This window comes from Streptococcus pyogenes (assembly GCF_002055535.1).
GTDB classification, from domain to species: domain Bacteria; phylum Bacillota; class Bacilli; order Lactobacillales; family Streptococcaceae; genus Streptococcus; species Streptococcus pyogenes.
Window position 1 is genome coordinate 583,802 of record NZ_LN831034.1, and the last position, 23,561, is coordinate 607,362.

Sequence of the window (23,561 nt, forward strand, 5' to 3'; positions counted from 1 at the left end):
ATCTTGAGGGACAGCGTTAATGCATAGGTATTGAGACCGCCCCTTAATACCTATGTTAGTCCTTATTAAGAAAGCCTTTTGAGTCGCTGGTACGAGATTGTTGAATTAGTCAAATATATTTTGAAATGCATTTTAAAGTATGTTATAATCGTAATGTTATAGTGTATTTTAAATAAAATTTTAATAAAAGGCGATTGAGGAATTTCAGTTTTTAGTTATTACTGGAACAATGTTGATAAATCGTGTCTAAATAATAAGGAGATTCAGATGTCAAGCGGAATTATCTTGCTGATTGTGGCTATAGTCCTACTAGTGATTATCGCCTATCTAGTGGGTGTCATCATACGAAAGCGTAATGATTCCCTAATTACCAGTCTAGAAGAACGAAAACAGGCCTTGTTTGCTTTGCCTGTTAATGATGAAATTGAAGAAGTAAAGTCACTTCATTTGATAGGACAGAGCCAAACCTCTTTTCGGGAATGGAATCAGAAATGGGTAGACTTAACTGTGAATTCGTTTGCAGATATTGAAAATCATATTTTTGAAGCTGAAAATTTGAATGATACGTTTAATTTTATTCGCGCCAAGCATGAGATTAATAGCGTTGAAAGTCAGCTTAATCTTGTTGAAGAAGATATCGCTTCTATTCGTGAAGCACTTAATATCTTAAAAGAGCAAGAAGAAAAAAATAGTGCTCGTGTCACCCATGCTCTTGATTTATATGAAAAGCTCCAAGCTTCTATTTCTGAGAATGAAGATAATTTTGGTTCAACTATGCCTGAAATTGACAAACAGATGAAAAACATTGAAACTGAATTTTCACAGTTTGTCGCACTCAACTCATCAGGTGATCCTGTAGAAGCTTCTGAAGTTCTGGATAGAGCAGAAGAGCATACTATTGCTCTAGGGCAGATTACAGAGCAGATTCCAGCTATTGTGGCCAAGTTGGAAGATGATTTTCCAGATCAGTTAGATGATTTGGAAACAGGATATCGCCGTTTACTTGAAGAAAACTATCATTTTCCAGAAAAAAACATTGAGGCACGTTTTCAGGAGATTCGTGAGTCTATTCGTGCCAATTCATCAGAGTTAGTTACACTTGACTTGGATCGTGCTAGAGAAGAAAACACGCATATTCAAGAACGCATTGATTCTCTTTATGAAGTCTTTGAGCGCGAAATTGCCGCTTATAAGGTAGCTGCTAAAAATAGTAAGATGCTACCTCGTTACCTAGAACATGTGAAACGTAATAATGAACAACTCAAAGATGAAATTGCACGTTTATCACGTAAATATATTCTAAGTGAAACGGAAAGTCTGACTGTTAAGGCATTTGAGAAGGATATTAAAGAGATAGAAGACAGTACACTTGCTGTTGCAGAACAATTTGGTTTACAAGAAAAACCATTTTCAGAACTGCAAGTGACTTTTGAACGCAGTATAAAGACGCTTACTAATGTCGAGTCAGGTCAAATGGATGTTTTTGCAGCAGTTAAAGATATTGAAAAAATTGAATCACAGGCACGCCATAACCTTGATGTTTATGTTACTCAGCTTCATATGATTAAACGTTATATGGAAAAACGTCACTTGCCTGGAATTCCACAAGACTTTCTTAGTGCTTTCTTTACAACGAGTTCACAATTGGAAGCTTTGATGGATGAGCTTAGTAGAGGACGGATCAATATTGAGGCAGTGTCACGTTTGTCGGAAGTTGCGACGGTTGCTATTGCTAATCTAGAAGATTTAACCTATCAAGTGGTTCAAAATGCTACCTTGACTGAACAATTACTACAATATTCTAATCGCTATCGTTCTTTTGAAGCAGGAGTTCAAAGTAGTTTTGAACATGCTTTGAGACTTTTCGAAGTAGAAAATGATTATCAGGCTTCTTTTGATGAAATTTCTTATGCTCTTGAAACAGTTGAACCTGGGGTAACAGGTCGGTTTGTTAACTCTTATGAAAAAACACGAGAGCACATTCGTTTTTGATACTTGAAAGTCGTGATATTCTCACGACTTTTTATTAGCTTTTTGGACCAATACGTGTTTTTGACTAGAATCTTCTTTTTAATGATCAAACGAAGAAGTAGTAACAGTGTTTTTTGCTATTGAGAGGATAGTTATTTTTTCAAAAATCTTTTCCAAAAGGATTTGGTTTTTTCAGGAGTTTGTTTGCTAAGTTGATCGTTTTTTGTCTGCTTTAAGATGACTTCTAAACGTGTTTCCTTCAGATTTATTGCGTGGTCGGTATGAAGGATAAACGCAAAAGGTGAAGTCATATGCGTTTCTGTAATAATAGTAACAGGTAAATGGTTTTCTTTTGCTAATTTCATATAGAGTATTTGAAGTTGAGGTGCCAGCTTGGAAGAGATTTTTAAGTGTAAAGGTTGATAGACTAACTGAAGGCTCGGTAATTCTCTTTTCAAATAGTCTTTTACTGTTTTAGTTTGAGCTTCGTCTAATAAAGCACTTAAAACGACTCGTTCAGCATACGTTCCTAGATAGTAGCGTTGCTGCTCAGGATTTAATCTTCTTTCTCCCCAGGCTCCTTTTAATAGCTTATCTTCTAAATTAGTCATAGATACCCTCGCTTCTTTATAATAGTTTCTTTATTATATCGATTTCTACAATAAAATACCAATTTGAAAATTTTCGGTAAATGTGTTAAAAAACAAGAAAGAAAGTGATTTTTCTTGCAAAAAACAAAGGAAGCTTTTCATGAGATTGCTTTTTAAGTTGATTAAAGGCCTAGTTTGTGGTATTATGAACATGTAAAATATTAAAACTCATAAGGAGAGTATTACAATGTCAATTATTACTGATGTATACGCTCGCGAAGTCCTTGACTCACGCGGTAACCCAACACTTGAAGTAGAAGTTTATACAGAATCAGGTGCATTCGGACGTGGTATGGTTCCTTCAGGAGCTTCAACTGGTGAACATGAAGCCGTTGAACTTCGTGATGGTGACAAATCTCGTTACCTTGGTCTAGGTACTCAAAAAGCAGTTGATAATGTTAATAACATTATCGCTGAGGCAATCATCGGTTACGATGTTCGCGATCAACAAGCTATCGACCGTGCAATGATCGCTCTTGACGGTACTCCTAACAAAGGCAAACTTGGTGCTAATGCTATTCTTGGTGTTTCTATCGCTGTTGCTCGTGCAGCTGCTGACTATCTTGAAGTGCCACTTTACACTTACCTTGGCGGATTCAACACTAAAGTTCTTCCAACTCCTATGATGAACATCATCAACGGTGGATCACACTCAGATGCCCCAATTGCATTCCAAGAGTTCATGATCATGCCAGTTGGTGCACCTACTTTCAAAGAAGGTCTTCGTTGGGGTGCTGAAGTTTTCCACGCTCTTAAGAAAATTCTTAAAGAACGCGGACTTGTTACAGCTGTAGGTGACGAAGGTGGATTTGCTCCTAAATTTGAAGGAACTGAAGACGGTGTAGAAACTATCCTTAAAGCTATTGAAGCAGCTGGTTACGAAGCTGGTGAAAACGGCATTATGATCGGTTTTGACTGTGCATCATCAGAATTCTACGACAAAGAACGTAAAGTTTACGACTATACTAAATTTGAAGGTGAAGGCGCTGCTGTTCGTACATCTGCAGAACAAGTTGATTACCTTGAAGAGTTGGTTAACAAATACCCAATTATTACTATCGAAGATGGTATGGATGAAAACGACTGGGATGGTTGGAAAGTTCTTACTGAACGCCTAGGCAAACGTGTTCAATTGGTTGGTGACGACTTCTTCGTTACAAACACTGAATACCTTGCTCGTGGTATCAAAGAAAATGCAGCTAACTCAATCCTTATCAAAGTTAACCAAATCGGTACTTTGACTGAAACGTTTGAAGCTATCGAAATGGCTAAAGAAGCTGGATATACTGCCGTTGTATCACACCGTTCAGGTGAAACTGAAGATTCAACAATCGCTGACATCGCAGTTGCAACAAACGCTGGCCAAATCAAAACAGGTTCATTGTCACGTACAGACCGTATTGCTAAATACAACCAATTACTTCGTATCGAAGATCAACTTGGTGAAGTTGCTCAATACAAAGGTATCAAATCATTCTATAACTTAAAAAAATAGACGGTAAGACAGAAATCGGTCATTCGTAGAATGCGATTTCGTCGTCGCACCTCCGTCAGGCTGACTAGGTTGGTCACGACAAAAGGAGTGAACATCCAGTCAGCTACGACGCAAAAGTTAAAGATTAAAGAATAGAAAGCTTGGGAAAATCCCAAGCTTTTTGCTTTCTAAATAGTAAAAATTTACTGTGGGCTAATTTATCCTGAGCTAATGTATTAGCGAGGTAAAGTTACTGAAGAAGACTTGGATTTGTACTGCCTCTAAAAAGTTGGACACTATATTTTAAATACAGGACTAAGTCCTTTTATACCAATTGTCAAGCACATCAAGGTTTTAACTGAAAAAATGTTTTAGACAATAGCCTAGGTTTAGCTGTTGTCTTACTTGTTGTGCTCTGATTAGCATAAAAAAGTGTACAAGAAAAAAACCTTGCCTAGTATTTTTAAGATCAAGGTGTTACAATGATAGAGCAACAACGACTTTAATGATTTTGGGTCGAAGCGTAATTGTAAAGTTTGTTATGCGTTATGAGGTAAAGCATTGTCTGACAAGGCAATGTCTAGAGGCAATCGTATGTGGCTTGGTTGAAGCTGTTTGCGATTGCCTTTTTCGTTTCTCATAGAAGTCTGCGATATGACAAGGATTGGTATGACTAGCAAAAGCAATGTCATGGATACACTTGAAAAGAATCTTTGGAGCATAAGGATTCCCACGTTTGGTAATGTGCTCTTGAGCTAGATAGTTGCCAGACTCATAATGTCTAAAGTCAATCCCAATGAAAGCATTAATTTGATTAGCAGATTGAAAACGACGAATAGCACCGAGTTCGCCAATAATACTTGTTGCAGTTGTTTCTACGATACTTGGAATAGAGCGTAGAATCTTGTCTTCTGGTAAAGGTTGAGCCGACGCCACCATCTTATCAAAAATAGCTTGACGACGTTCAGAAAGTCTAAGTAATTCTTTGGCATAGTAGCGAACCTCTTCTATCATCGGAGAGGTTTTCGTAACAGTAAAATAAGACTGCTTGGCTAATGAGACAAGTTTTTCCACTAAGTAGATCCCACGCTTGTCAGAGATACGTTTAGAGGTAGATTGACGGATGATAGCTGACAATGCTTTGTCAGCTAGCTCCAGTACAAAGCTATTACATGAAAAAAGCCGTTACCACATTCCAGTATTACTCACCAGTTGGTGCAAATAAGATGTGTTCCAGTTCAGGAAAAGTGACTTGTAAGATCTTGTGAAGGCGATTCTTAACTCTCGAACAATATTATCCTCAGTCAAGTTTTGATAGAAGCGACTCAAGTCACGTAGCAGCTGATAAACTTCTTCCTGAACGTAAGTTGGTTTTCTAACTAGAATAAATTGAGACTGAGCCAATTTTTCAGTGTCTAACTTATCCGCTTTACGCACCCGTAGACTATCTAGTTTTCTAAAGGATTGAGTTGTGTATAAGCGTAGCCATTTTTCTCAAGGAAGGACTGAAGCCGACGAGAATAGACTCCTGTTGTGATGGTCTCCCTTTTGCCTTTTAAACAATAGTATAGCCGTTTTTCAAAATGTTATTAATGATTTTTTCCTTTATTCCAGAAGAATAAGTCTGATACTGTTTCTTATTAATAATCTCAATGCCCTAACAATCCATCAGTCGAACGGTATTTCTCAAATTACTGCAGTTGACTCTTGCGTTCAGTTCCCTCACCTTGTGGATGCCGTTTAGAACAATATTAGCTTGCTGAGCCTTTTGGTAATGTGAACAAAGCATCTTTATCACTCAAGGAGAAGACAGGTTCTTGTGGTAAGTGTCCAACAAGGTCACGATAAACTCATCGTACCGTTTTTGGCGGAAGTCTAGAAATGCCTTATGAATGTAAGCCTCAGAAACGTCTCTAAAACTAAACAAGAAATACAAGAACAAATGCCCTTGATTCTGGTACAAATGCTGTATCAGGTTCAGGTATTGCCTATCTGCGATAATGACACTCTGCTTTTCCTTAACAATATCTTTGAAAGGAATGATTTCGACATTGACAGGCATAACCGTTGCAATAGCTGGCGGGAAGTAAATTGAGAGTGCATTGGTCATCAAATCCAGCGCAGCAGTGTTATTGGTCAAAAGATAGACAGGTATCGGTGGCAAATATGTTTTTAGGAGTTCCTCTAACTGTATCGTGAAGAGCAATAAATGATAAGACGGCAGTTTCCCCACGATGCCTTCTGCGCTCATCCATTCCTCAACGATGGTTTTTAGAGTATTGTAGAAGCTCTTGTTTCGTTTTTGCTGTCTTCTGAGGTAATGGAACAAGTGTATGTCAGGTAACAAAACTTGAAGATTACTGATAAATAGACGTGAGAAGGAAACCAAAATCCGTTTGAAAGGAAGGGAGTTTAGGATATTATTGCCTAGTAGTGGACGCAGGGATGCTTTCAAGGTTTTTCCATTTGTTTTGTCATCACCAACTCAAACAATTCTTTCACTTTTTTAGGTGTCCATTTATCCTTATGGAAAGGATTATTGGTGGTGCAAAAACATAAAAAAATATAATCCAAATCCTCATCAGTTAACTCAGGATGGTACCATTTTCCGATGATTTCCTGACTGGTCATTTTGATATCTCGATAGATAGACAGTTTTTTCAAGTGTTTGAATGCATCTGTCTGAGGGGTCCCCAAGTTATCATGTCGCCGTTTCCATATAAGGGATATCAAAATGGCAAAGTATGAAAATTCATAAGGGGCTTTACTGGCATCATTAAGTGTGGTGGCTTGATTGGAGTTTATAATCAGCGAAACCACTTTATTCATTGATGTTTTATCAAAATCATAAATGGTCATACCAAACTGATAGTGCAACAAGGCGATCAGAAAGCGGATACGGTATTCTGGTCCAACAACATGGTTTTGCCGAACGTTTAAACCTACCTTTTTCAAGTATTTCCGACAATTGGTCCTGATACGGTAAGCGGTGGCTTGGGAAATATACTCTCGTTTAATGAAGTCGTGTAGGCTCAGCTCTCCTGGTTCAATTAAAAAACATAACATCTTTAAGAATATCGAGGTTTGATAGAGTTTCTTAAAATAAGGCATTTTAAGTTGGTAGGTCTTATAGGGGATAGAAACAGTGTCGTCACAAATGGTTAAGGTGAGGGTGTCTTCTAAATCCTTAATCATTTCAAAGAGTAAGTTGTAGACACGTTGTTTTTTGAGTTCGGTTTCCTGACACAACTGGTCTATGGAGACTTCGGAAACGTCTAACAAAATGTTGAGCAGTGATAATTTATCTTGTAATTTGGTTTCTAGATGAAGGTGTAACATAACTGAACTCCTTTCATTTTTATAGCAGAAACTCGTATTTATTTAATTATCACATAATTAAATAAAACAGTCAAATAATTCAATGGTGACGCGTGTTTAAGGAGTATTGAGAATGTCAGATATAAGCAAAATGCAGCTGAATATTCTTAATTTTAGGTATGAAAAAGCGTCGGGATTGATAAAAAATCTATTGAATTGGGTAAATTTAAGTTGATATAATAAGTTGATTAGAAAAATTAACAATTCATTTAAATTCTAATCAGCTGTAACGTTCCGGGGCGTGTTAAACTGTCTGAACATAGAAAATACAAGTTTCTACGGTGACTAAGATAAGTTAAGGAGGATTCCTTAAATTCTGTGATAGGAACGTAAACTCTCTACAAGAGTAGAGCACGTCATCAGTCAGTCTGGGTGTCTACTGGCTGACAACGTCAAATAAGATAGGCATGAAAAAATAAGGGGGAATACAGAATGTTTTTAAAACACCAAGATGTGAAACAAAAAAATTGGAGAATGCGTAAGGTCAAAAAAGTCTTTGTTAGTTCATGTATGCTTTTAACAGTGGGCCTCGGAGTTGCCGTACCTACTGGATTCAGCCAATCTAATGGCGTGATGGTTGTAAAGGCTGCGGAAGTGCCGGCGACAGATTTATCACGTCAGGCGTCTGATTCGGAGAGGGTAGATGAATCGTCTTTATTGCAGAAAGAAAACTTATCAGTAGATTCATTTAAATTAGAAAATTTAAATGGATGGGAAGCTGAAAATGATACAGCAGGTAATTTGGGGAAATTTAAAGATCCAGATAGTTCGGGCTATCAAAATATTTTGACATCATCTGGAAAGAATATCAGTGTAGCTGTTGCTCCCAAAGGTTCAGGTAAAATGAACATTAAAGTAACTAAAAGATCAAATTTTCAGGGTGGATATTATGTAGGTGGTCTTAGAACTCAAACTCCGGTATTGAAGTTAAATGATGTTTATCGATATTCTTTTACAACTAAAAAATTATCAGGAAATTCTTCAGAGTTCAAAACGAGAGTTAAGCCCGTTGAATCTAATAATAAACTAGGGAAAGAGCTTGTTATTAGGGTGGATAATAAAAATGTATCTACTAAGCATGATTGGCTTCCAGACATCTCTGATGGAACTCATACTGTGGACTTCACTGGTCTTGATAAAAAATTATCTGTTGCTTTCAGATTTTCTCCAAGACAAACTTCGAATGTTGTTTACGAATTTTCTAACATAAATATAAAAAACATTAGTCCTGCATCAGTGCCGGCTATTCCTTCGAAAGTTTTAGAGGGAACCAGCGTCTTGTCGGGTACTGCAATATCTTCTGGAGATACATTAGAAAAAAGAAAATCGTTTGATGGCGATATCCTAAGAGTTTATAAAGATAGCAAAATCATTGCTAGAACAGTAATAAAAGGCAATAAGTGGGATGTTAAACTTTCAAAGCCTCTTATTGCAGGTGAAAAATTAGATTTTGAGATTTTGCATCCGAGATCTCAAAACGTTAGTAAAAAAATTTCAAAACAAGTCGAAGCTAAACCATTTGATCCAGCTTCCTATAAAGAAAAAGTTATAGCCAAATTAAAGCCGGTTTATGAAGCTACTAGTGAAAAAATCACAAATGATGCTTGGTTGGATGAAAATGCGAAGGATTTGCAAAAACAAAAATTAGAAGAACAATATATTTCTGGAAAAGTAGCGATATCAGAGGCTGGAACTAAACAAGAAGCTATAGATGCAGCATATAATAAATATTCAAGTCAAACAGATCCAGACTCTCTTCCTAGTCAGTATAAACAAGGTAATAAAGAAAATGAACAAGAAAAAGGGCGTCAAGATTTAATCCAGACTCGTGATCTGACGTTGAAAGCCATTCAAGAAGACAAATGGCTAACAGAGCAGGAGAAAACAATTCAAAAAGAAGAAGCATTAAAAGCTTTTGAAACTGGTATAGAAAGTGTTAATCAAACAGTATCATTAGAACAGTTGAAGCAACGGTTAATAGTGTATAAAGCTTCTGAAAAAGATTCAGAGAAAAAAGAATATCCTGAGTCAATTCCTAATCAGCATATTCCAGGGAAAGAAAAAGAAGTTAAAGCTGCTAAACAAGAAGAACTTAAAAAATTACATGACACAACTCTTGAAAAAATCAATCAAGATAAATGGTTGACGCCAGACCAACAAGCTGAACAGTTAAAACAAGCGGAAGTTACTTTTAAAAAAGGCCAAGAAGCAATTAAAAGTGCTCAGACTTTAACTCAGCTTGAGACAGACTTAGCTGATTATGTTTCTGAGAATGAAGGTAAGGGAAATTCTATTCCCGATAAATACAAATCTGGCAATAAAGATGATTTGGTAAATAAGGCTGAAGTTAAACTTAAGGAAGCTCACGAAGCTACTAAACAAGCAATTGAAAAAGATCCATGGTTGAGTCCGGAACAGAAAAAAGCTCAAAAAGAAAAAGCCAAAGCAAGACTAGATGAGGGCTTGAAAGCTCTTAAAGCTGCAGATAGTTTAGAGATTCTTAAAGTGACAGAAGAAGCTTTCGTTGATAAAGAAAAAAATCCAGATTCAATTCCAAATCAACATAAAGCTGGAACTGCTGATCAAGCTAGAAAACAAGCTTTAGATAGTTTAGATAAGGAGGTTCAAAAAGAGTTAGAGTCAATTGATAACGATAATACTCTAACAACTGATGAGAAAGCAGCTGCTAAGAAAAAAGTCAATGACGCTTATGATGTAGCTAAGCAAACAGCTATGGAAGCCAATTCTTATGAAGATTTGACTACTATTAAAGATGAGTTCTTATCTAATTTACCTCATAAACAAGGAACGCCGCTTAAAGATCAACAATCTGATGCTATTGCAGAATTAGAGAAGAAGCAGCAAGAAATTGAAAAAGCTATTGAGGGTGATAAAACATTACCAAGAGACGAAAAAGAGAAACAAATTGCTGACTCTAAGGAACGCTTAAAATCTGACACGCAAAAAGTTAAAGATGCTAAAAATGCTGATGCTATTAAAAAAGCATTTGAAGAAGGGAAAGTGAATATTCCTCAAGCACATATCCCAGGTGATTTGAACAAGGATAAAGAAAAACTTCTTGCAGAATTGAAGCAAAAAGCAGATGATACTGAAAAAGCTATTGATGTTGATAAAACTCTGACAGAAGATGAGAAAAAAGAGCAAAAAGTCAAAACAAAAGCTGAACTTGAAAAAGCTAAAACTGATGTTAAAAATACTCAGACACGTGAAGAACTAGATAAAAAAGTTCCAGAACTTAAGAAAGCTATTGAAGACACTCACGTTAAAGGTAATCTTGAAGGTGTTAAGAATAAGGCTATTGAAGATCTTAAAAAAGCTCATACTGAAACAGTTGCTAAAATAAATGGTGATGATACCCTTGACAAAGCTACTAAAGAAGCTCAAGTGAAAGAAGCTGACAAAGCTTTGGCAGCAGGTAAAGATGCGATCACTAAAGCAGATGATGCTGATAAAGTAAGTACAGCTGTTACAGAGCACACACCAAAAATTAAAGCAGCACATAAAACTGGTGACCTTAAAAAAGCTCAAGTAGATGCTAACACAGCTCTTGACAAAGCAGCTGAAAAAGAACGTGGAGAAATCAATAAAGATGCTACACTAACGACAGAAGATAAAGCAAAACAACTGAAAGAAGTTGAGACAGCTCTTACTAAAGCTAAAGATAACGTGAAAGCTGCTAAGACAGCAGACGCTATCAATGACGCACGTGATAAAGGCGTAGCAACAATTGATGCCGTCCATAAAGCAGGTCAAGACTTAGGTGCTCGTAAGTCAGGTCAAGTCGCTAAACTTGAAGAAGCAGCTAAAGCAACGAAAGACAAGATTTCAGCTGATCCAACTTTGACAAGCAAAGAAAAAGAAGAGCAATCTAAAGCTGTTGACGCTGAACTTAAGAAAGCGATAGAAGCTGTTAACGCAGCTGACACAGCTGACAAGGTTGACGATGCTCTTGGTGAAGGTGTTACAGACATCAAGAACCAACACAAGTCAGGTGACTCTATCGACGCTCGTCGTGAGGCTCATGGTAAGGAACTTGATAGAGTCGCTCAAGAAACTAAAGGTGCGATTGAAAAAGACCCTACTTTGACGACTGAAGAAAAAGCTAAACAAGTTAAAGACGTAGATGCCGCTAAAGAAAGAGGCATGGCTAAGCTTAATGAAGCTAAAGATGCTGATGCTTTAGACAAAGCTTACGGTGAAGGTGTTACAGACATCAAGAACCAACACAAGTCAGGTGACCCTGTCGACGCTCGTCGTGGATTACACAACAAGTCAATCGACGAAGTGGCGCAAGCAACTAAGGACGCTATCACAGCAGATACGACTTTGACTGAAGCTGAAAAAGAAACACAACGTGGCAATGTTGATAAAGAAGCAACTAAAGCTAAAGAAGAACTTGCTAAGGCTAAAGATGCTGATGCTTTAGACAAAGCGTACGGTGACGGTGTAACCAGCATCAAGAACCAACACAAGTCAGGTAAAGGTCTTGACGTTCGTAAAGATGAGCACAAGAAAGCTCTTGAAGCTGTTGCTAAACGTGTCACTGCTGAAATTGAGGCTGATCCAACCTTAACACCAGAAGTGAGAGAACAACAAAAAGCAGAGGTTCAAAAAGAGCTTGAACTTGCGACTGATAAGATTGCTGAAGCTAAAGATGCAGATGAAGCAGACAAAGCTTACGGTGACGGTGTCACAGCGATCGAAAATGCCCACGTTATTGGTAAAGGTATCGAAGCTCGTAAAGACCTTGCTAAGAAAGACCTTGCTGAAGCTGCTGCTAAGACAAAAGCTCTCATTATTGAAGACAAAACGCTTACTGATGATCAACGTAAAGAACAGTTATTAGGTGTTGATACAGAGTATGCTAAAGGTATCGAGAATATTGATGCAGCTAAGGATGCTGCAGGTGTTGATAAAGCATATAGTGACGGTGTTCGTGACATCCTGGCACAGTACAAAGAAGGTCAAAACCTTAATGATCGTCGTAATGCTGCCAAAGAATTTCTTCTTAAAGAAGCAGACAAAGTGACGAAACTAATCAATGATGATCCAACCTTGACTCATGACCAAAAAGTTGATCAAATCAACAAAGTTGAACAAGCTAAGTTAGACGCAATCAAGTCTGTTGATGATGCTCAAACAGCTGATGCTATCAATGATGCTCTTGGTAAGGGTATTGAAAACATCAACAACCAATACCAACATGGCGATGGCGTTGATGTTCGTAAAGCGACTGCCAAAGGCGATCTTGAAAAAGAAGCTGCTAAAGTGAAAGCTCTTATTGCTAAGGATCCGACCTTAACTCAAGCTGATAAAGACAAACAAACAGCAGCGGTTGACGCAGCTAAGAATACAGCAATTGCAGCGGTTGATAAAGCGACAACAGCTGAAGGCATTAACCAAGAACTTGGTAAAGGCATCACAGCTATCAATAAAGCTTACCGTCCAGGTGAAGGTGTTAAAGCACGTAAAGAAGCCGCTAAAGCTGATCTTGAAAAAGAAGCTGCTAAAGTGAAAGCTCTTATTACTAACGACCCAACCTTAACAAAAGCTGATAAAGCTAAACAAACAGAAGCTGTTGCTAAAGCCCTTAAAGCTGCTATCGCAGCGGTTGATAAAGCGACAACAGCTGAAGGCATTAACCAAGAACTTGGTAAAGGCATCACAGCTATCAATAAAGCTTACCGTCCAGGTGAAGGTGTTAAAGCACGTAAAGAAGCCGCTAAGGCTGATCTTGAAAGAGAAGCTGCTAAGGTTCGTGAAGCTATCGCTAACGACCCAACCTTAACAAAAGCTGATAAAGCTAAACAAACAGAAGCTGTTGCTAAAGCTCTTAAAGCTGCTATCGCAGCGGTTGATAAAGCGACAACAGCTGAAGGCATTAACCAAGAACTTGGTAAAGGCATCACAGCTATCAACAAAGCTTACCGTCCAGGTGAAGGTGTTGAAGCACATAAAGAAGCTGCTAAAGCTAATCTTGAAAAAGTAGCTAAAGAAACTAAAGCTCTTATTTCAGGAGACCGTTACTTGAGCGAAACTGAAAAAGCAGTCCAAAAACAAGCTGTTGAGCAAGCTCTTGCGAAAGCACTTGGTCAAGTTGAGGCTGCTAAGACAGTTGAAGCTGTTAAGTTGGCAGAAAACCTTGGTACTGTAGCTATCCGTTCAGCATATGTTGCTGGTTTAGCTAAAGATACTGATCAAGCAACAGCTGCTCTTAACGAAGCGAAACAAGCTGCTATTGAAGCTCTTAAACAAGCTGCGGCAGAAACACTTGCTAAGATTACAACTGATGCTAAATTGACTGAAGCTCAAAAAGCTGAACAATCAGAAAATGTATCATTAGCGCTTAAGACGGCTATTGCGACTGTTCGTTCAGCACAATCTATTGCGTCTGTGAAAGAAGCAAAAGATAAAGGTATTACTGCTATCCGTGCAGCCTATGTGCCTAATAAGGCAGTCGCAAAATCATCGTCAGCGAACCATCTTCCAAAATCAGGTGATGCAAACTCAATTGTTCTTGTTGGCTTAGGAGTTATGTCTCTTCTTTTAGGTATGGTGCTTTATAGCAAGAAAAAAGAAAGTAAAGACTAAGAACCTGGCTTTATCCAAATTGCTTTCTACTATATTTTCAAACCAAGGTGATTTTGAAATCACCTTGGTTTTTTGGATCGTAAGGGCCCAAGAACGGAGTGTATTGAAAACATTTCAAAGTTCAATTGAAAAGGCAACAGTTTTCTGTACAGAATTTATAAGGCGTTTTTTGTTCAAACGATGACTCATTTAGTTATGGGTGTTTGATAATTAAGATTACTGTGAAGGTGATGGTAGTTCCACCAGTGGACTTCCTCCTTGGTTTTAAGGGTTAATTGTTCTAGTGAATAAAAGGTTTCTTGGTCGCGCAGTAGGGATCAAGCGAGCAGATAAAATGCCTATTTTAAATCAGTTCGAGCGAATTTTCGTGCTACAAGCTCAAAAGAGGCTACTAAAGTATTAGAATAGTTTATCTCTGAGTGAAGTTCTTGTTATAAGAAGATGATGTTATCGTTTGAAACGACCAAAAAATCTCCTAACTTTTACTAATTTCTACATGAAATCTAGTCCAGTATTTACTCTACAACCTTGATTGATTCGCTTAATAAAGACATTTCTACTTGATTGTTTACACATAGTTATTGATAGAATCTATTATAAAATTCAGTATATTAGATCATAATTGTTTCTATATTAATCAATTATTATTTTTTTTGTCATTTTTGATAATATTAAAAAGAAAGGGTTTACATATTAATCATTTTTTACTATAATAAAAGTGATAAGAACTAGATAGTTGTTGTGTTACAACAGTACAATTGAGCTAGCCTTGTCCTTGTTGTGTTAACTTTATTTTTAAAATAAGGTTAAAAATAAACGACTCGCGTTCTTATCAGTTACTTATTAGATAAGGAGGTAAACCTTATGTTAAAATTTACTTCAAATATTTTAGCTACTAGTGTAGCTGAAACAACTCAAGTTGCTCCTGGAGGCTGCTGTTGCTGCTGTACTACTTGTTGCTTCTCAATTGCTACTGGAAGTGGTAATTCTCAAGGTGGTAGCGGAAGTTATACGCCAGGTAAATAATCTATTTAGCATCTCTATGTGATAGTGATATTAAGGTAATGAGTTTGCTAGCAACTAAGTTATCTTTGGTAACTTCTGATTATAGATGAATGGCATAGAGGTGTTAGAAAACATGAGACAAAAGTAATCTTCTTGATGCTAACGTCTCAGGTAATTAGCAGGTACTAGATAGTACCTGCTAATTACTATATGTTTAGTAAAATGAGATAGGAAAGATAGTTATGTCATTTTTTACAAAGGAACAACAACCTAAAGAGAATTGTCCGCCAATAACTGTTGAAAAAGCAAGGCAATTGTTTGAATTTAATACAAACCACTTGTCCTTATCGGATTACCATCATCAAACGGTGCTAAAAACGTCAAAGCAGCTAGTTGCTCAACATTTAATGCCTAATGCAACCGATAATCTTAGTCAACATTTTTTGATGAACTATAAAGCTAATAATAATTATTTAGGCTTCCAAGCTAGTATTGTCGACTTTTTTACAGATTCTGCCGTTGCTAATTTTTCAAGTAGTTACGTTTATGAAAGTCAGGAAAAGATAATTCGTTTACCAAAACCTACCAAGATATCAACTGCTCTGTCGACATGTATTATAAAACGAAGAAGTCATCGTCAATTTTCAGATAGACAAATGCCTCTTCAAGATTTATCAAACATTCTTTATTATGCATGTGGTGTTAGTTCACAAGCATCAATTAGAGATGGAGCATCAGATAAGATTACACTCAGAAACTGTGCTTCAGGTGGAGGTTTATACCCTATTCATTTAGTTTTTTATGCTAGAAACATCAGTAAATTAATAGATGGTTTCTATGAATATCTACCCTATCAGCATGCACTAAGGTGTTATCGGCATAGCTCTGAGGAAAACGTTAGAGATTTTGCGGAATACGGTGCTATTAATGCTGAAAATTGTAATATTATTATTATTTATGTCTACCATTACATGAAAAATACACGTAAATATGGGAATCAGGCGACTGCCTATGCTTTTATTGAATCAGGAGAAATAGCCCAGAATATTCAATTGACTGCAACTGCCTTAACTTATGGAAGTATTGATATTGGTGGTTATAATAAGGAATATCTCCAAGAATTATTAGATTTAGATGGGCTAGGAGAGCATGTGATTCACATGACACTCGTAGGAACTAAGGAGTCTCAATGAAATATCAACTTAATAGTAATGTTCGTGTCGTGACATTTCAAGATACATTTTGTTTTAGAAAAGGAATCTGGGACTTTAATGAAGCCATTCTAGATTTGACACAAGAACCTCAAAATTTAAAGATAGTTTATCAAGAAATAGTTTCACAGTTGGTTAAGGGAGTAGCCATTGATACTGAAACTTATGAAAATACTTTAGAACCTGAGACGTTCGCTAATTTAATGGAAGTCATTTCAGGCTTGTATTACAATGATATGCTGATGCTTGAGGATGACTACAATCTTGAAGAAAATGTCATGAAAATTTTAATGGGTAATTTCCGTTTTATGGCGCAAGCAGGTCATATGGTAAGCAATGATCCTGTTTTGTTTATCAGTGATTCGACTTATGTTAATGAATCTGCTGAGTTGCTAGCTGAACAACTGCATTTACAATTGCAAGTGGCTAGTGATGACTTAAAAATGTTAATTCAGCAGACAGATGTTAGTTCGCGTTTAGATGCTTTGGAGCATCGCCGTAACATGAATTGTTTATCAGATGCCTTGTGCGATTACCAAAGTATTATTATTTGTCAAGAACGCTTGAATATTATGATGTTGCGACACTTGAATGAAGTTAGCGTAGCTATGAAAAAACAATTAGTGATTGGTTTTGTAGATGGACCATTCTTGCACACTTGTACTTTGAATCCTCCCCATAGTGCTGACTTTGATAGCTTAGAAAGAAGAGTTTTGGCACGTTTACAAGACTCAACTCTCTATCAACATTTTGCTAATCAGGTTTTACCAGCCACACAAGATGTGAGCCAGGCCTATTTACCATTGTTAAATGTTTTAATGAATTTAGTCGTTAGCGAAGCTTTCATTATTGCTCAAACAGGTAGTTCTAAATTTGAGGGACGTTTATTAAGCATTTACTTACCGACGCTTGAGATTCAGGTCCAAGATATTTTGAAAATGTCTAATTCACAGACACAAGGAGCTTTGGCAAAATTAAAGTATGAGGATCAGCAGATATCAACACGTGAGATTGTTAAAAAACTCCTTGACGAGTAACCTATAAGGAGAATCTATTATGTTATACTATTATCCTTCTTTTAATCATATTTTTGATGAATTAAAAAGTTTAAGTGGCAATCGAACAGGTATCTTAAATCAATCTCAAGTTCCAGTTTGCAACCATCCTCACGATGTTTACTTAAAAAGTATTACTGGCCAAATGCCAGATTATCATAAACAATTTATAGGTGAGTTGAGTCAAGTTAGTTATCACATTATTGGTTACGGCAGTTACTATGAAGAAGCACTTATCAAGTATTTAGGAGAAAGTATTGAACGCTATGCTACTGTAATTGCCGGAGACTTACTATCAGATCGGATTGTCTATGCTTCTTATAATGAGTTAAAACTGTTACATAAAGTGATGCCTTTAGAATACTTGCAAGTGTTTACCCAAGAACAGATCGCATTATCTTGTGACTTGCAAATGATGATGTGCGATAAAATGGTAACTGAGAACGATGTATTGGGCTGGGTTAAATGTCCCATGTTCTTTGAGGACGCAGAGATGTATGTTCCAGCTCAAATGCTTTATGTTGGGTATAAAACAAATGAGACTGTAGGAGAAAGACGGATAATACCAGGATTTTCTACGGGAACAGCTTCTCACAAAACGTTAGAAGCGGCTATGTGCAACAGTTTGATTGAATACATCCAGATCGATTCAATGATGCTTAGCTGGTATACTAAGAAGCCTTGCCCCAAGATTATTGTTGATGATCCTGATATTGAAGTGATTTTAGAAGAAGCTAGACTGGGAAAAGACAGTCTATACGACATTATTCCTATTGATATGACTGTAGGAGAAGATAATCCTCTTTATACGTTTGGAATCATTCTCAAAAATAAATATGATGAAGGGCCTTACCTCTTGTTTGGAGTGCAGGCTGGGTTAGATCCTAAACATGCTTTGCTAAGAGGGATCATGGAAGCTTCAGCTATTAGCTATAGTTACTACTATAATCTTTTATATCAAAAAGCTTCCCTTGCAAATATTGAATGCGAAGAACCTTTGTTTTTAGATTTAGATAGTAATGTCTTCTATTATGCACATCCCAAGGACCAAGACCATAAATGGAAGGCCTTTGAACCTTTGATTTCAGGAGAAGTTCTGTTAAGTGATTTGGAAGATCATTCTGGTAAAGATAAAAAAGAAGATTTGAAGACTTTATTAGCTTATGCTAAGAAAGTCAGTCCTAATGCTGTCTTTTTAGATATTACACCTCCTGAAGCTCTAGAAAAAGGCTGGTACGTCACGCGAGTTCTGATGCCAGAACTTCTTGAAATGTGTATACCAGCATTTCCTTTTGCTAATCATCCACGAATGAGACAGTTTGGAGGTGTAACAAATGCCTTTGTCCATCCAATGCCTTAATCTTTGTTTTTTGTTGGTAACTTTTTGTCCTTCAATTCCTATGCAAGCTATTTTTGGAAAGGAAGATAGTGGTTATGCATTTAATTTAATTGGTTTTCTAAGAGCAACTCTGATTTATGACATTTTGGCTTTGGTAAGTATTTATGTTTTGTCACCTCAAATAACCTTGTCTCTTGAAAGTATTGATAGTAAGACGTTCTTTATGGGACTTGTATTTTGCGTCTTGATAGTACTGATTGAACTCGTTTTCTTACATGGTTTACGTTGTTGGCAAAAAAAGCAATGGCTTCCTGCAACTTTCTCGTTTGTAGGAACGACAAATGATTGGTCTAAGATTGGCTATCCTTTATTACTAGCTTTATTTGAAGAGACGATTTATCGTTTTTTGTGGTTTAATATATTAGCTTTTCAATGGCATTTACCAACAATTATTGTTTTAATTGTAACTAGTTTTTGCTATGCTTTAAATCACTTATTGATGGGGAAATCCATTTTTTATGCTAAGTTGGTAACAGGCATCATTTATGGTAGTATTTACATGCTGACTAGTCAATTGTGGTTGGTTGTGATAATGCATGTAGGAGGTAACTTGCTAGTTGAGTGTCTTAGCCATCTTCAAACAAAAAAGAAGAAGGAGGTGACATGATGCTATTGGTTTTGCTGTCGTTTTTAGGTCTAACTACTCTTTGGTTGACCAGTTATCGAAGACGTTGTTTGGCTAGATGGCATCTTCAATGGTTAGTGGCCTTATCCTATCAAGATTTTTTAGATGTCTTACTGAGTCTGTTTCAATTTGTCGTTATTATACTTGTTTTATTCTTTTACTCAGCTACTATTAATCTAGGAGAGGTTCTGACCTTTTTGACACAAACTAGCTGGCATTGGCAGATTCTTTGTTATTTAGTGTTATATCTTATGGCCATCATAGAGATGACGCTTTTAGTTTTAATTCTTATCTTTGATGTTTTGCTCCAGAAAGACAGTCGATTGCTCTTTAAAAAAATAACTTGGCTGCCTTTTAGACAAGATAAACCAGTCTTAAGTATACTTTTACTAGGCACAGTTATTCTAGTAGACAGTCTCTTTTATTTGGGCTTGCTTATATTATTAGGAGAACAGTCGCTAACAAGTTTAGCAACGCTTATTTTAGGTTATGGGATAGTCAAGGCTTGTCGCTATTCAGGTTGGTTAAATGTACTATTAGCTTTTTGTCTTTTCACTATAGTTGGACTATGGGCAGTTACGGCAACTTTATTATATGGTTGGCTAGTAGGTGCGATGATATTAACGGTGACTTATTTGATGATTAGTTGCAAAGAGTATTAGCAATATTAAAAAGGAGTGATATATGAGTTTTGTACAATTAACAAATGTTGTCAAGTCCTACAAAAACGGCAAGAAAGCTGTCAATGATGTTTCCTTGTCTATTGAAGCAGGTAATATTTATGGTTTGTTAGGACCAAATGGTGCTGGTAAGTCTACCTTGATTAATCTTATCTTAGGCTTGATCCCTTTGAGTTCCGGTAAAATTACTGTTTTAGGGCAATCCCAAAAGACTATTCGAAAAATAAGTTCGCAGATAGGTTATGTTCCTCAAGACATTGCTGTTTATCCAGACCTAACTGCTTATGAAAATGTAGAACTATTTGGGTCACTTTATGGCTTAAAGGGAGCTCAGCTTAAAAAACAAGTTCTAAAAAGTTTAGAATTTGTGGGGCTACACTCCCAAGCTAAGCAGTTTCCAAGTCAATTCTCAGGAGGAATGAAGAGACGGTTAAATATCGCTTGTGCGCTAGTTCATTCACCTAAATTAATCATTTTTGACGAACCGACTGTAGGGATTGATCCTCAATCACGTAATCATATTTTAGAGTCGATTCGTTTGCTAAACAAAGAAGGTGCTACAGTTATTTATACGACCCATTATATGGAAGAAGTAGAGGCTCTTTGTGATTATATTTTTATTATGGATCATGGTCAAGTTATTGAAGAAGGACCTAAATTTGAACTGGAAAAACGTTACGTTGCAAATCTAGCAAACCAGATTATTGTAACTCTAACAGATTCACGTCATTTGGAACTGGCAGATAAGCCTGATTGGTCTTTGATAGAAGATGGAGAAAAACTCATGTTGAAGATTGATAATAGTGATATGACATCAGTTGTTCATCAGCTCACACAGGCCAATATTACTTTTAGCGAGATTAGACATAACCATTTGAATTTAGAAGAAATTTTCTTACACTTAACAGGTAAGAAGTTACGAGATTAGAGGTTACTATGGTTTTATTTCATTTAATCAAAAAAGAAAGTTTACAGATTTTTAGAAACCGAACAGCCTTATTGATGATGGTGATTTTTCCAATTTTGATGATCGTTATTTTAAGTTTTGCCTTTAAATCAAGTTTTAATACTGCGACAACAGTCCCTAAATTGACCATTCGTTACCAATTAGAGGGTGAAAAAACGGATTACCAGAAAAATTTTCTTGCTTTTTTAAAAGTTTTAAACCAAAAACTTCATTTAGAGACTAAACCTAGTAATTCTCTTGAAAAAGATCGACAAAGGGTCAGTGAAGGAGCCTTAACGGCTGTTTTAGAAGTGAAGAAGAATCAGACCATTAAGGTTATTACTAATAATATTAATCAGCAAAATGCAGATTTGATCAATATGCTAGTAAAAAATTATGTTGATAATGCTAAAACTTATGACTCGATAGCAGCTCTTTATCCTCAACAATTAAATCATATCAGAAAGCGAAGTGTGGACTATGTTAAGGTCAGTTCAATACAGACAAGTAAAGGAATGACATCAGCTGATTATTATGCTATTTCCATGTTTACCATGATTACTTTTTATAGTATGATGTCTGCGATGAACCTTGTTTTGTCAGATCGTCAACAACGGATTACAAATCGTATTCACTTAACAGGAGTTTCTCCAAGTTTTTTGGTCTTTGGGAAATTAATAGGTGCTATGTTAGCAACAACTGTTCAATTGAGTCTTTTATACATTTTTACAAGGTTTGTTTTACGAGTTAATTGGGGCACTAATGAGTGGATGCTTATTGGTATAACAGCCTCCTTAGTCTATCTCTCTGTAGCTATAGGTATCGGGCTAGGTATAAGCATTAAAAATGAGGCTTTTTTAACGGTTGCATCCAATACTATTATTCCTATATTCGCCTTTTTAGGAGGCAGTTACGTTCCATTGACAACATTACACAGCTCTATTATTAATCAATTGTCGAATATATCTCCTATTAAATGGGTTAATGATAGTTTGTTCTATCTTATTTTTGGTGGTCAATATAATCCGATTCCTGTAACTTTGATCGTTAATATTAGTATCGGAACAATTTTTATAATATTGGCATTGATAGGTATGAGAAAGCAGGTGACGACATGATTTGTTTTATAAAAACTCTATTTGTTAAGATAAAGCGCAAAAAAACAAGTTATGTGACATTCTTTTTAATGCCTATTTTAACGACACTTTTGGCTTTATCTTTGAGTTTTTCAAATAATAATCAAGCTAAAATTGGGATATTAGATAAAGATAATAGTCAGATATCTAAACAATTTATTGCTCAACTAAAGCAAAACAAAAAGTACGACATTTTTACCAAAATCAAAAAAGAGCATATTGATCACTACCTTCAAGATAAATCTCTAGAAGCGGTATTGACTATTGACAAAGGGTTCTCAGATAAAGTGTTGCAAGGAAAATCTCAAAAACTCAATATACGTTCGATTGCTAATAGCGAAATTACAGAGTGGGTAAAGGCACAGACCAATTATCTATTGGAAAATTATAATATTATAGGGGATGTGGCTCTAGGTAACGAAGATACTTTTAATAGAATTCTCCAAAAAAACCAACAGTTAAATTATGATGTTAAGCAAGTAACTTTGACAGACCGATCACGTAGCAAAGCAGTATCTTCCACAACGACAGGATTTTTGCTTATTCTAATGTTAGGTAGTACGAGCGTGATTTACAGTGGTATTTTGGCAGATAAATCTAGTCAGTTATACCATCGATTAATGTTATCGAACTTATCTCGTTTTCGCTATATGTTGAGTTACGTCTGTGTAGGATTTGTTGCTTTTACGATTCAAATTGTCATTATGCTGAGTTTGTTAAAAGTATTTAATATTAGTTTTTTTGTTCCGACATCACTTCTTTTGATTATTTTTTTCCTTTTTAGTTTATTAGCGATAGGCTTTGGCCTGCTGATTGGAGCTATCACACAAAATTCCCAACAAAGTAGCCAGTTAGCTAATCTTATTGTAATGCCGACTTCAATGTTGGCTGGCTGTTTATGGCCATTGTCTATTACGCCTTCTTATATGCAAGCAATTGGTAAGTTATTACCACAAAATTGGGTTTTATCAGCCATAGCTATTTTTCAAAGTGGAGGGACCTTATCTCAGGCTTGGCCATACTTGTTAGCTCTAATGGGAACAGCACTAGCTTTGATTAGTTTTTCAAGTTTATTATTAAAACCTACCAAACTATAATTAGTCTTTTGTTAAAAAATACTTTCCTAATTAGCTAACTACCAGGTAGCCCTTTTATTGGCTTATATGCAATAAAAGGGTTGCTTTTTGCTTATATTTTCTCTAGTGCACTTATCTTTTGTTAAAAGTGATTGCGATGTTACTGTTGTTACTGTGTTTTTTAGAGAGCATATTATCAAAAGCGACCCCTCTATAAAGTTCGTTTTTGTTGATAAATGGGTTGTCAAAGTATTTTAAAAAACGTTTTCAATAAACATAAAAACTAATGTTATTAAAAAAAGTTTTGAAAACGTATTTATTTTATGGGATGTTTTTGTTACAA

At 36.2% G+C, this 23,561-nt stretch carries 15 protein-coding genes and 2 pseudogenes; 12 read left to right on the forward strand and 5 right to left on the reverse strand.

The features are described from left to right. Positions 1-267 precede the first annotated feature (267 nt). Positions 268-1,992 (forward strand): septation ring formation regulator EzrA, encoded by a 1,725-nt coding sequence (gene ezrA, locus B6D67_RS03215; protein ID WP_029714002.1) that lies wholly within the window; start codon positions 268-270, stop codon positions 1,990-1,992. Between the two features lie 131 nt (positions 1,993-2,123). On the opposite strand, the gene B6D67_RS03220 is transcribed toward ezrA, so the two are convergent. Beyond that, on the reverse strand, positions 2,124-2,582 hold the full coding sequence (locus B6D67_RS03220) for a YueI family protein (protein ID WP_002990451.1): 459 nt from the start codon (positions 2,580-2,582) through the stop codon (positions 2,124-2,126). Positions 2,583-2,808: 226 nt separating this feature from the next. On the opposite strand from B6D67_RS03220, the gene eno reads away from it, so the two are divergent. Further along, positions 2,809-4,116, forward strand: a complete 1,308-nt coding sequence (gene eno, locus B6D67_RS03225) for a surface-displayed alpha-enolase (protein WP_002985288.1) — start codon at positions 2,809-2,811, stop codon at positions 4,114-4,116. Between the two features lie 481 nt (positions 4,117-4,597). On the opposite strand, the pseudogene B6D67_RS03230 reads toward eno, so the two are convergent. The 3 genes and pseudogenes from B6D67_RS03230 to B6D67_RS10400 all read right to left on the reverse strand — a co-directional run. Then, positions 4,598-5,627: pseudogene (locus B6D67_RS03230) on the reverse strand (transposase); the annotation flags it as partial. 266 nt (positions 5,628-5,893) lie between these two features. Continuing rightward, complete coding sequence (locus tag B6D67_RS10395; RefSeq protein ID WP_015446123.1) at positions 5,894-6,346, reverse strand: hypothetical protein; 453 nt, start codon at positions 6,344-6,346, stop codon at positions 5,894-5,896. Positions 6,347-6,546: 200 nt separating this feature from the next. Further along, positions 6,547-7,434 carry a helix-turn-helix domain-containing protein gene (locus B6D67_RS10400; RefSeq protein WP_029714001.1) on the reverse strand — a complete coding sequence of 296 codons (888 nt, stop codon included), beginning with the start codon at positions 7,432-7,434 and terminating at the stop codon, positions 6,547-6,549. A 471-nt stretch (positions 7,435-7,905) separates the two neighbouring features. On the opposite strand from B6D67_RS10400, the gene B6D67_RS03240 reads away from it, so the two are divergent. Further along, positions 7,906-14,085, forward strand: coding sequence for a DUF1542 domain-containing protein (locus B6D67_RS03240; protein WP_029714000.1), 6,180 nt, complete (start codon positions 7,906-7,908; stop codon positions 14,083-14,085). A 185-nt stretch (positions 14,086-14,270) separates the two neighbouring features. On the opposite strand, the pseudogene B6D67_RS10105 reads toward B6D67_RS03240, so the two are convergent. Further along, positions 14,271-14,387, reverse strand: a pseudogene (locus tag B6D67_RS10105) (IS3 family transposase); the annotation flags it as partial. A 562-nt stretch (positions 14,388-14,949) separates the two neighbouring features. Between B6D67_RS10105 and sagA the strand changes: the two are divergent. The 9 genes from sagA (at position 14,950) to B6D67_RS03285 (ending at position 23,239) form a co-directional block, all read left to right on the forward strand. Next, positions 14,950-15,111 (forward strand): TOMM family cytolysin streptolysin S, encoded by a 162-nt coding sequence (sagA, locus tag B6D67_RS03245; protein WP_002985285.1) that lies wholly within the window; start codon positions 14,950-14,952, stop codon positions 15,109-15,111. A 221-nt stretch (positions 15,112-15,332) separates the two neighbouring features. Then, complete coding sequence (gene sagB, locus B6D67_RS03250) at positions 15,333-16,283, forward strand: streptolysin S biosynthesis dehydrogenase SagB (protein ID WP_010922108.1); 951 nt, start codon at positions 15,333-15,335, stop codon at positions 16,281-16,283. After that, positions 16,280-17,338 (forward strand): streptolysin associated protein SagC, encoded by a 1,059-nt coding sequence (locus tag B6D67_RS03255; protein ID WP_010922109.1) that lies wholly within the window; start codon positions 16,280-16,282, stop codon positions 17,336-17,338. Before sagB ends, B6D67_RS03255 begins: the two co-directional genes overlap by 4 nt. Positions 17,339-17,357: 19 nt before the next feature. Continuing rightward, positions 17,358-18,716 (forward strand): YcaO-like family protein, encoded by a 1,359-nt coding sequence (locus B6D67_RS03260; protein WP_029713999.1) that lies wholly within the window; start codon positions 17,358-17,360, stop codon positions 18,714-18,716. Continuing rightward, positions 18,691-19,362 carry a CPBP family intramembrane glutamic endopeptidase gene (locus B6D67_RS03265; protein WP_002985272.1) on the forward strand — a complete coding sequence of 224 codons (672 nt, stop codon included), beginning with the start codon at positions 18,691-18,693 and terminating at the stop codon, positions 19,360-19,362. The genes B6D67_RS03260 and B6D67_RS03265 overlap by 26 nt, the downstream gene beginning before the upstream one ends. Beyond that, positions 19,359-20,042, forward strand: coding sequence for a SagF family protein (locus B6D67_RS03270; RefSeq protein ID WP_010922110.1), 684 nt, complete (start codon positions 19,359-19,361; stop codon positions 20,040-20,042). The genes B6D67_RS03265 and B6D67_RS03270 overlap by 4 nt, the downstream gene beginning before the upstream one ends. Before the next feature lie 22 nt (positions 20,043-20,064). After that, positions 20,065-20,988, forward strand: coding sequence for an ABC transporter ATP-binding protein (locus B6D67_RS03275; protein WP_002990429.1), 924 nt, complete (start codon positions 20,065-20,067; stop codon positions 20,986-20,988). Positions 20,989-20,996: 8 nt separating this feature from the next. Next, positions 20,997-22,124: a SagG family ABC transporter permease subunit gene (locus B6D67_RS03280; protein ID WP_010922111.1), complete on the forward strand. Its 1,128-nt coding sequence runs from the start codon at positions 20,997-20,999 to the stop codon at positions 22,122-22,124. Next, entirely contained in the window at positions 22,121-23,239 is a 1,119-nt protein-coding gene (locus B6D67_RS03285; RefSeq protein WP_010922112.1) for an ABC transporter permease, read from the forward strand. Before B6D67_RS03280 ends, B6D67_RS03285 begins: the two co-directional genes overlap by 4 nt. Positions 23,240-23,561 lie beyond the last annotated feature (322 nt).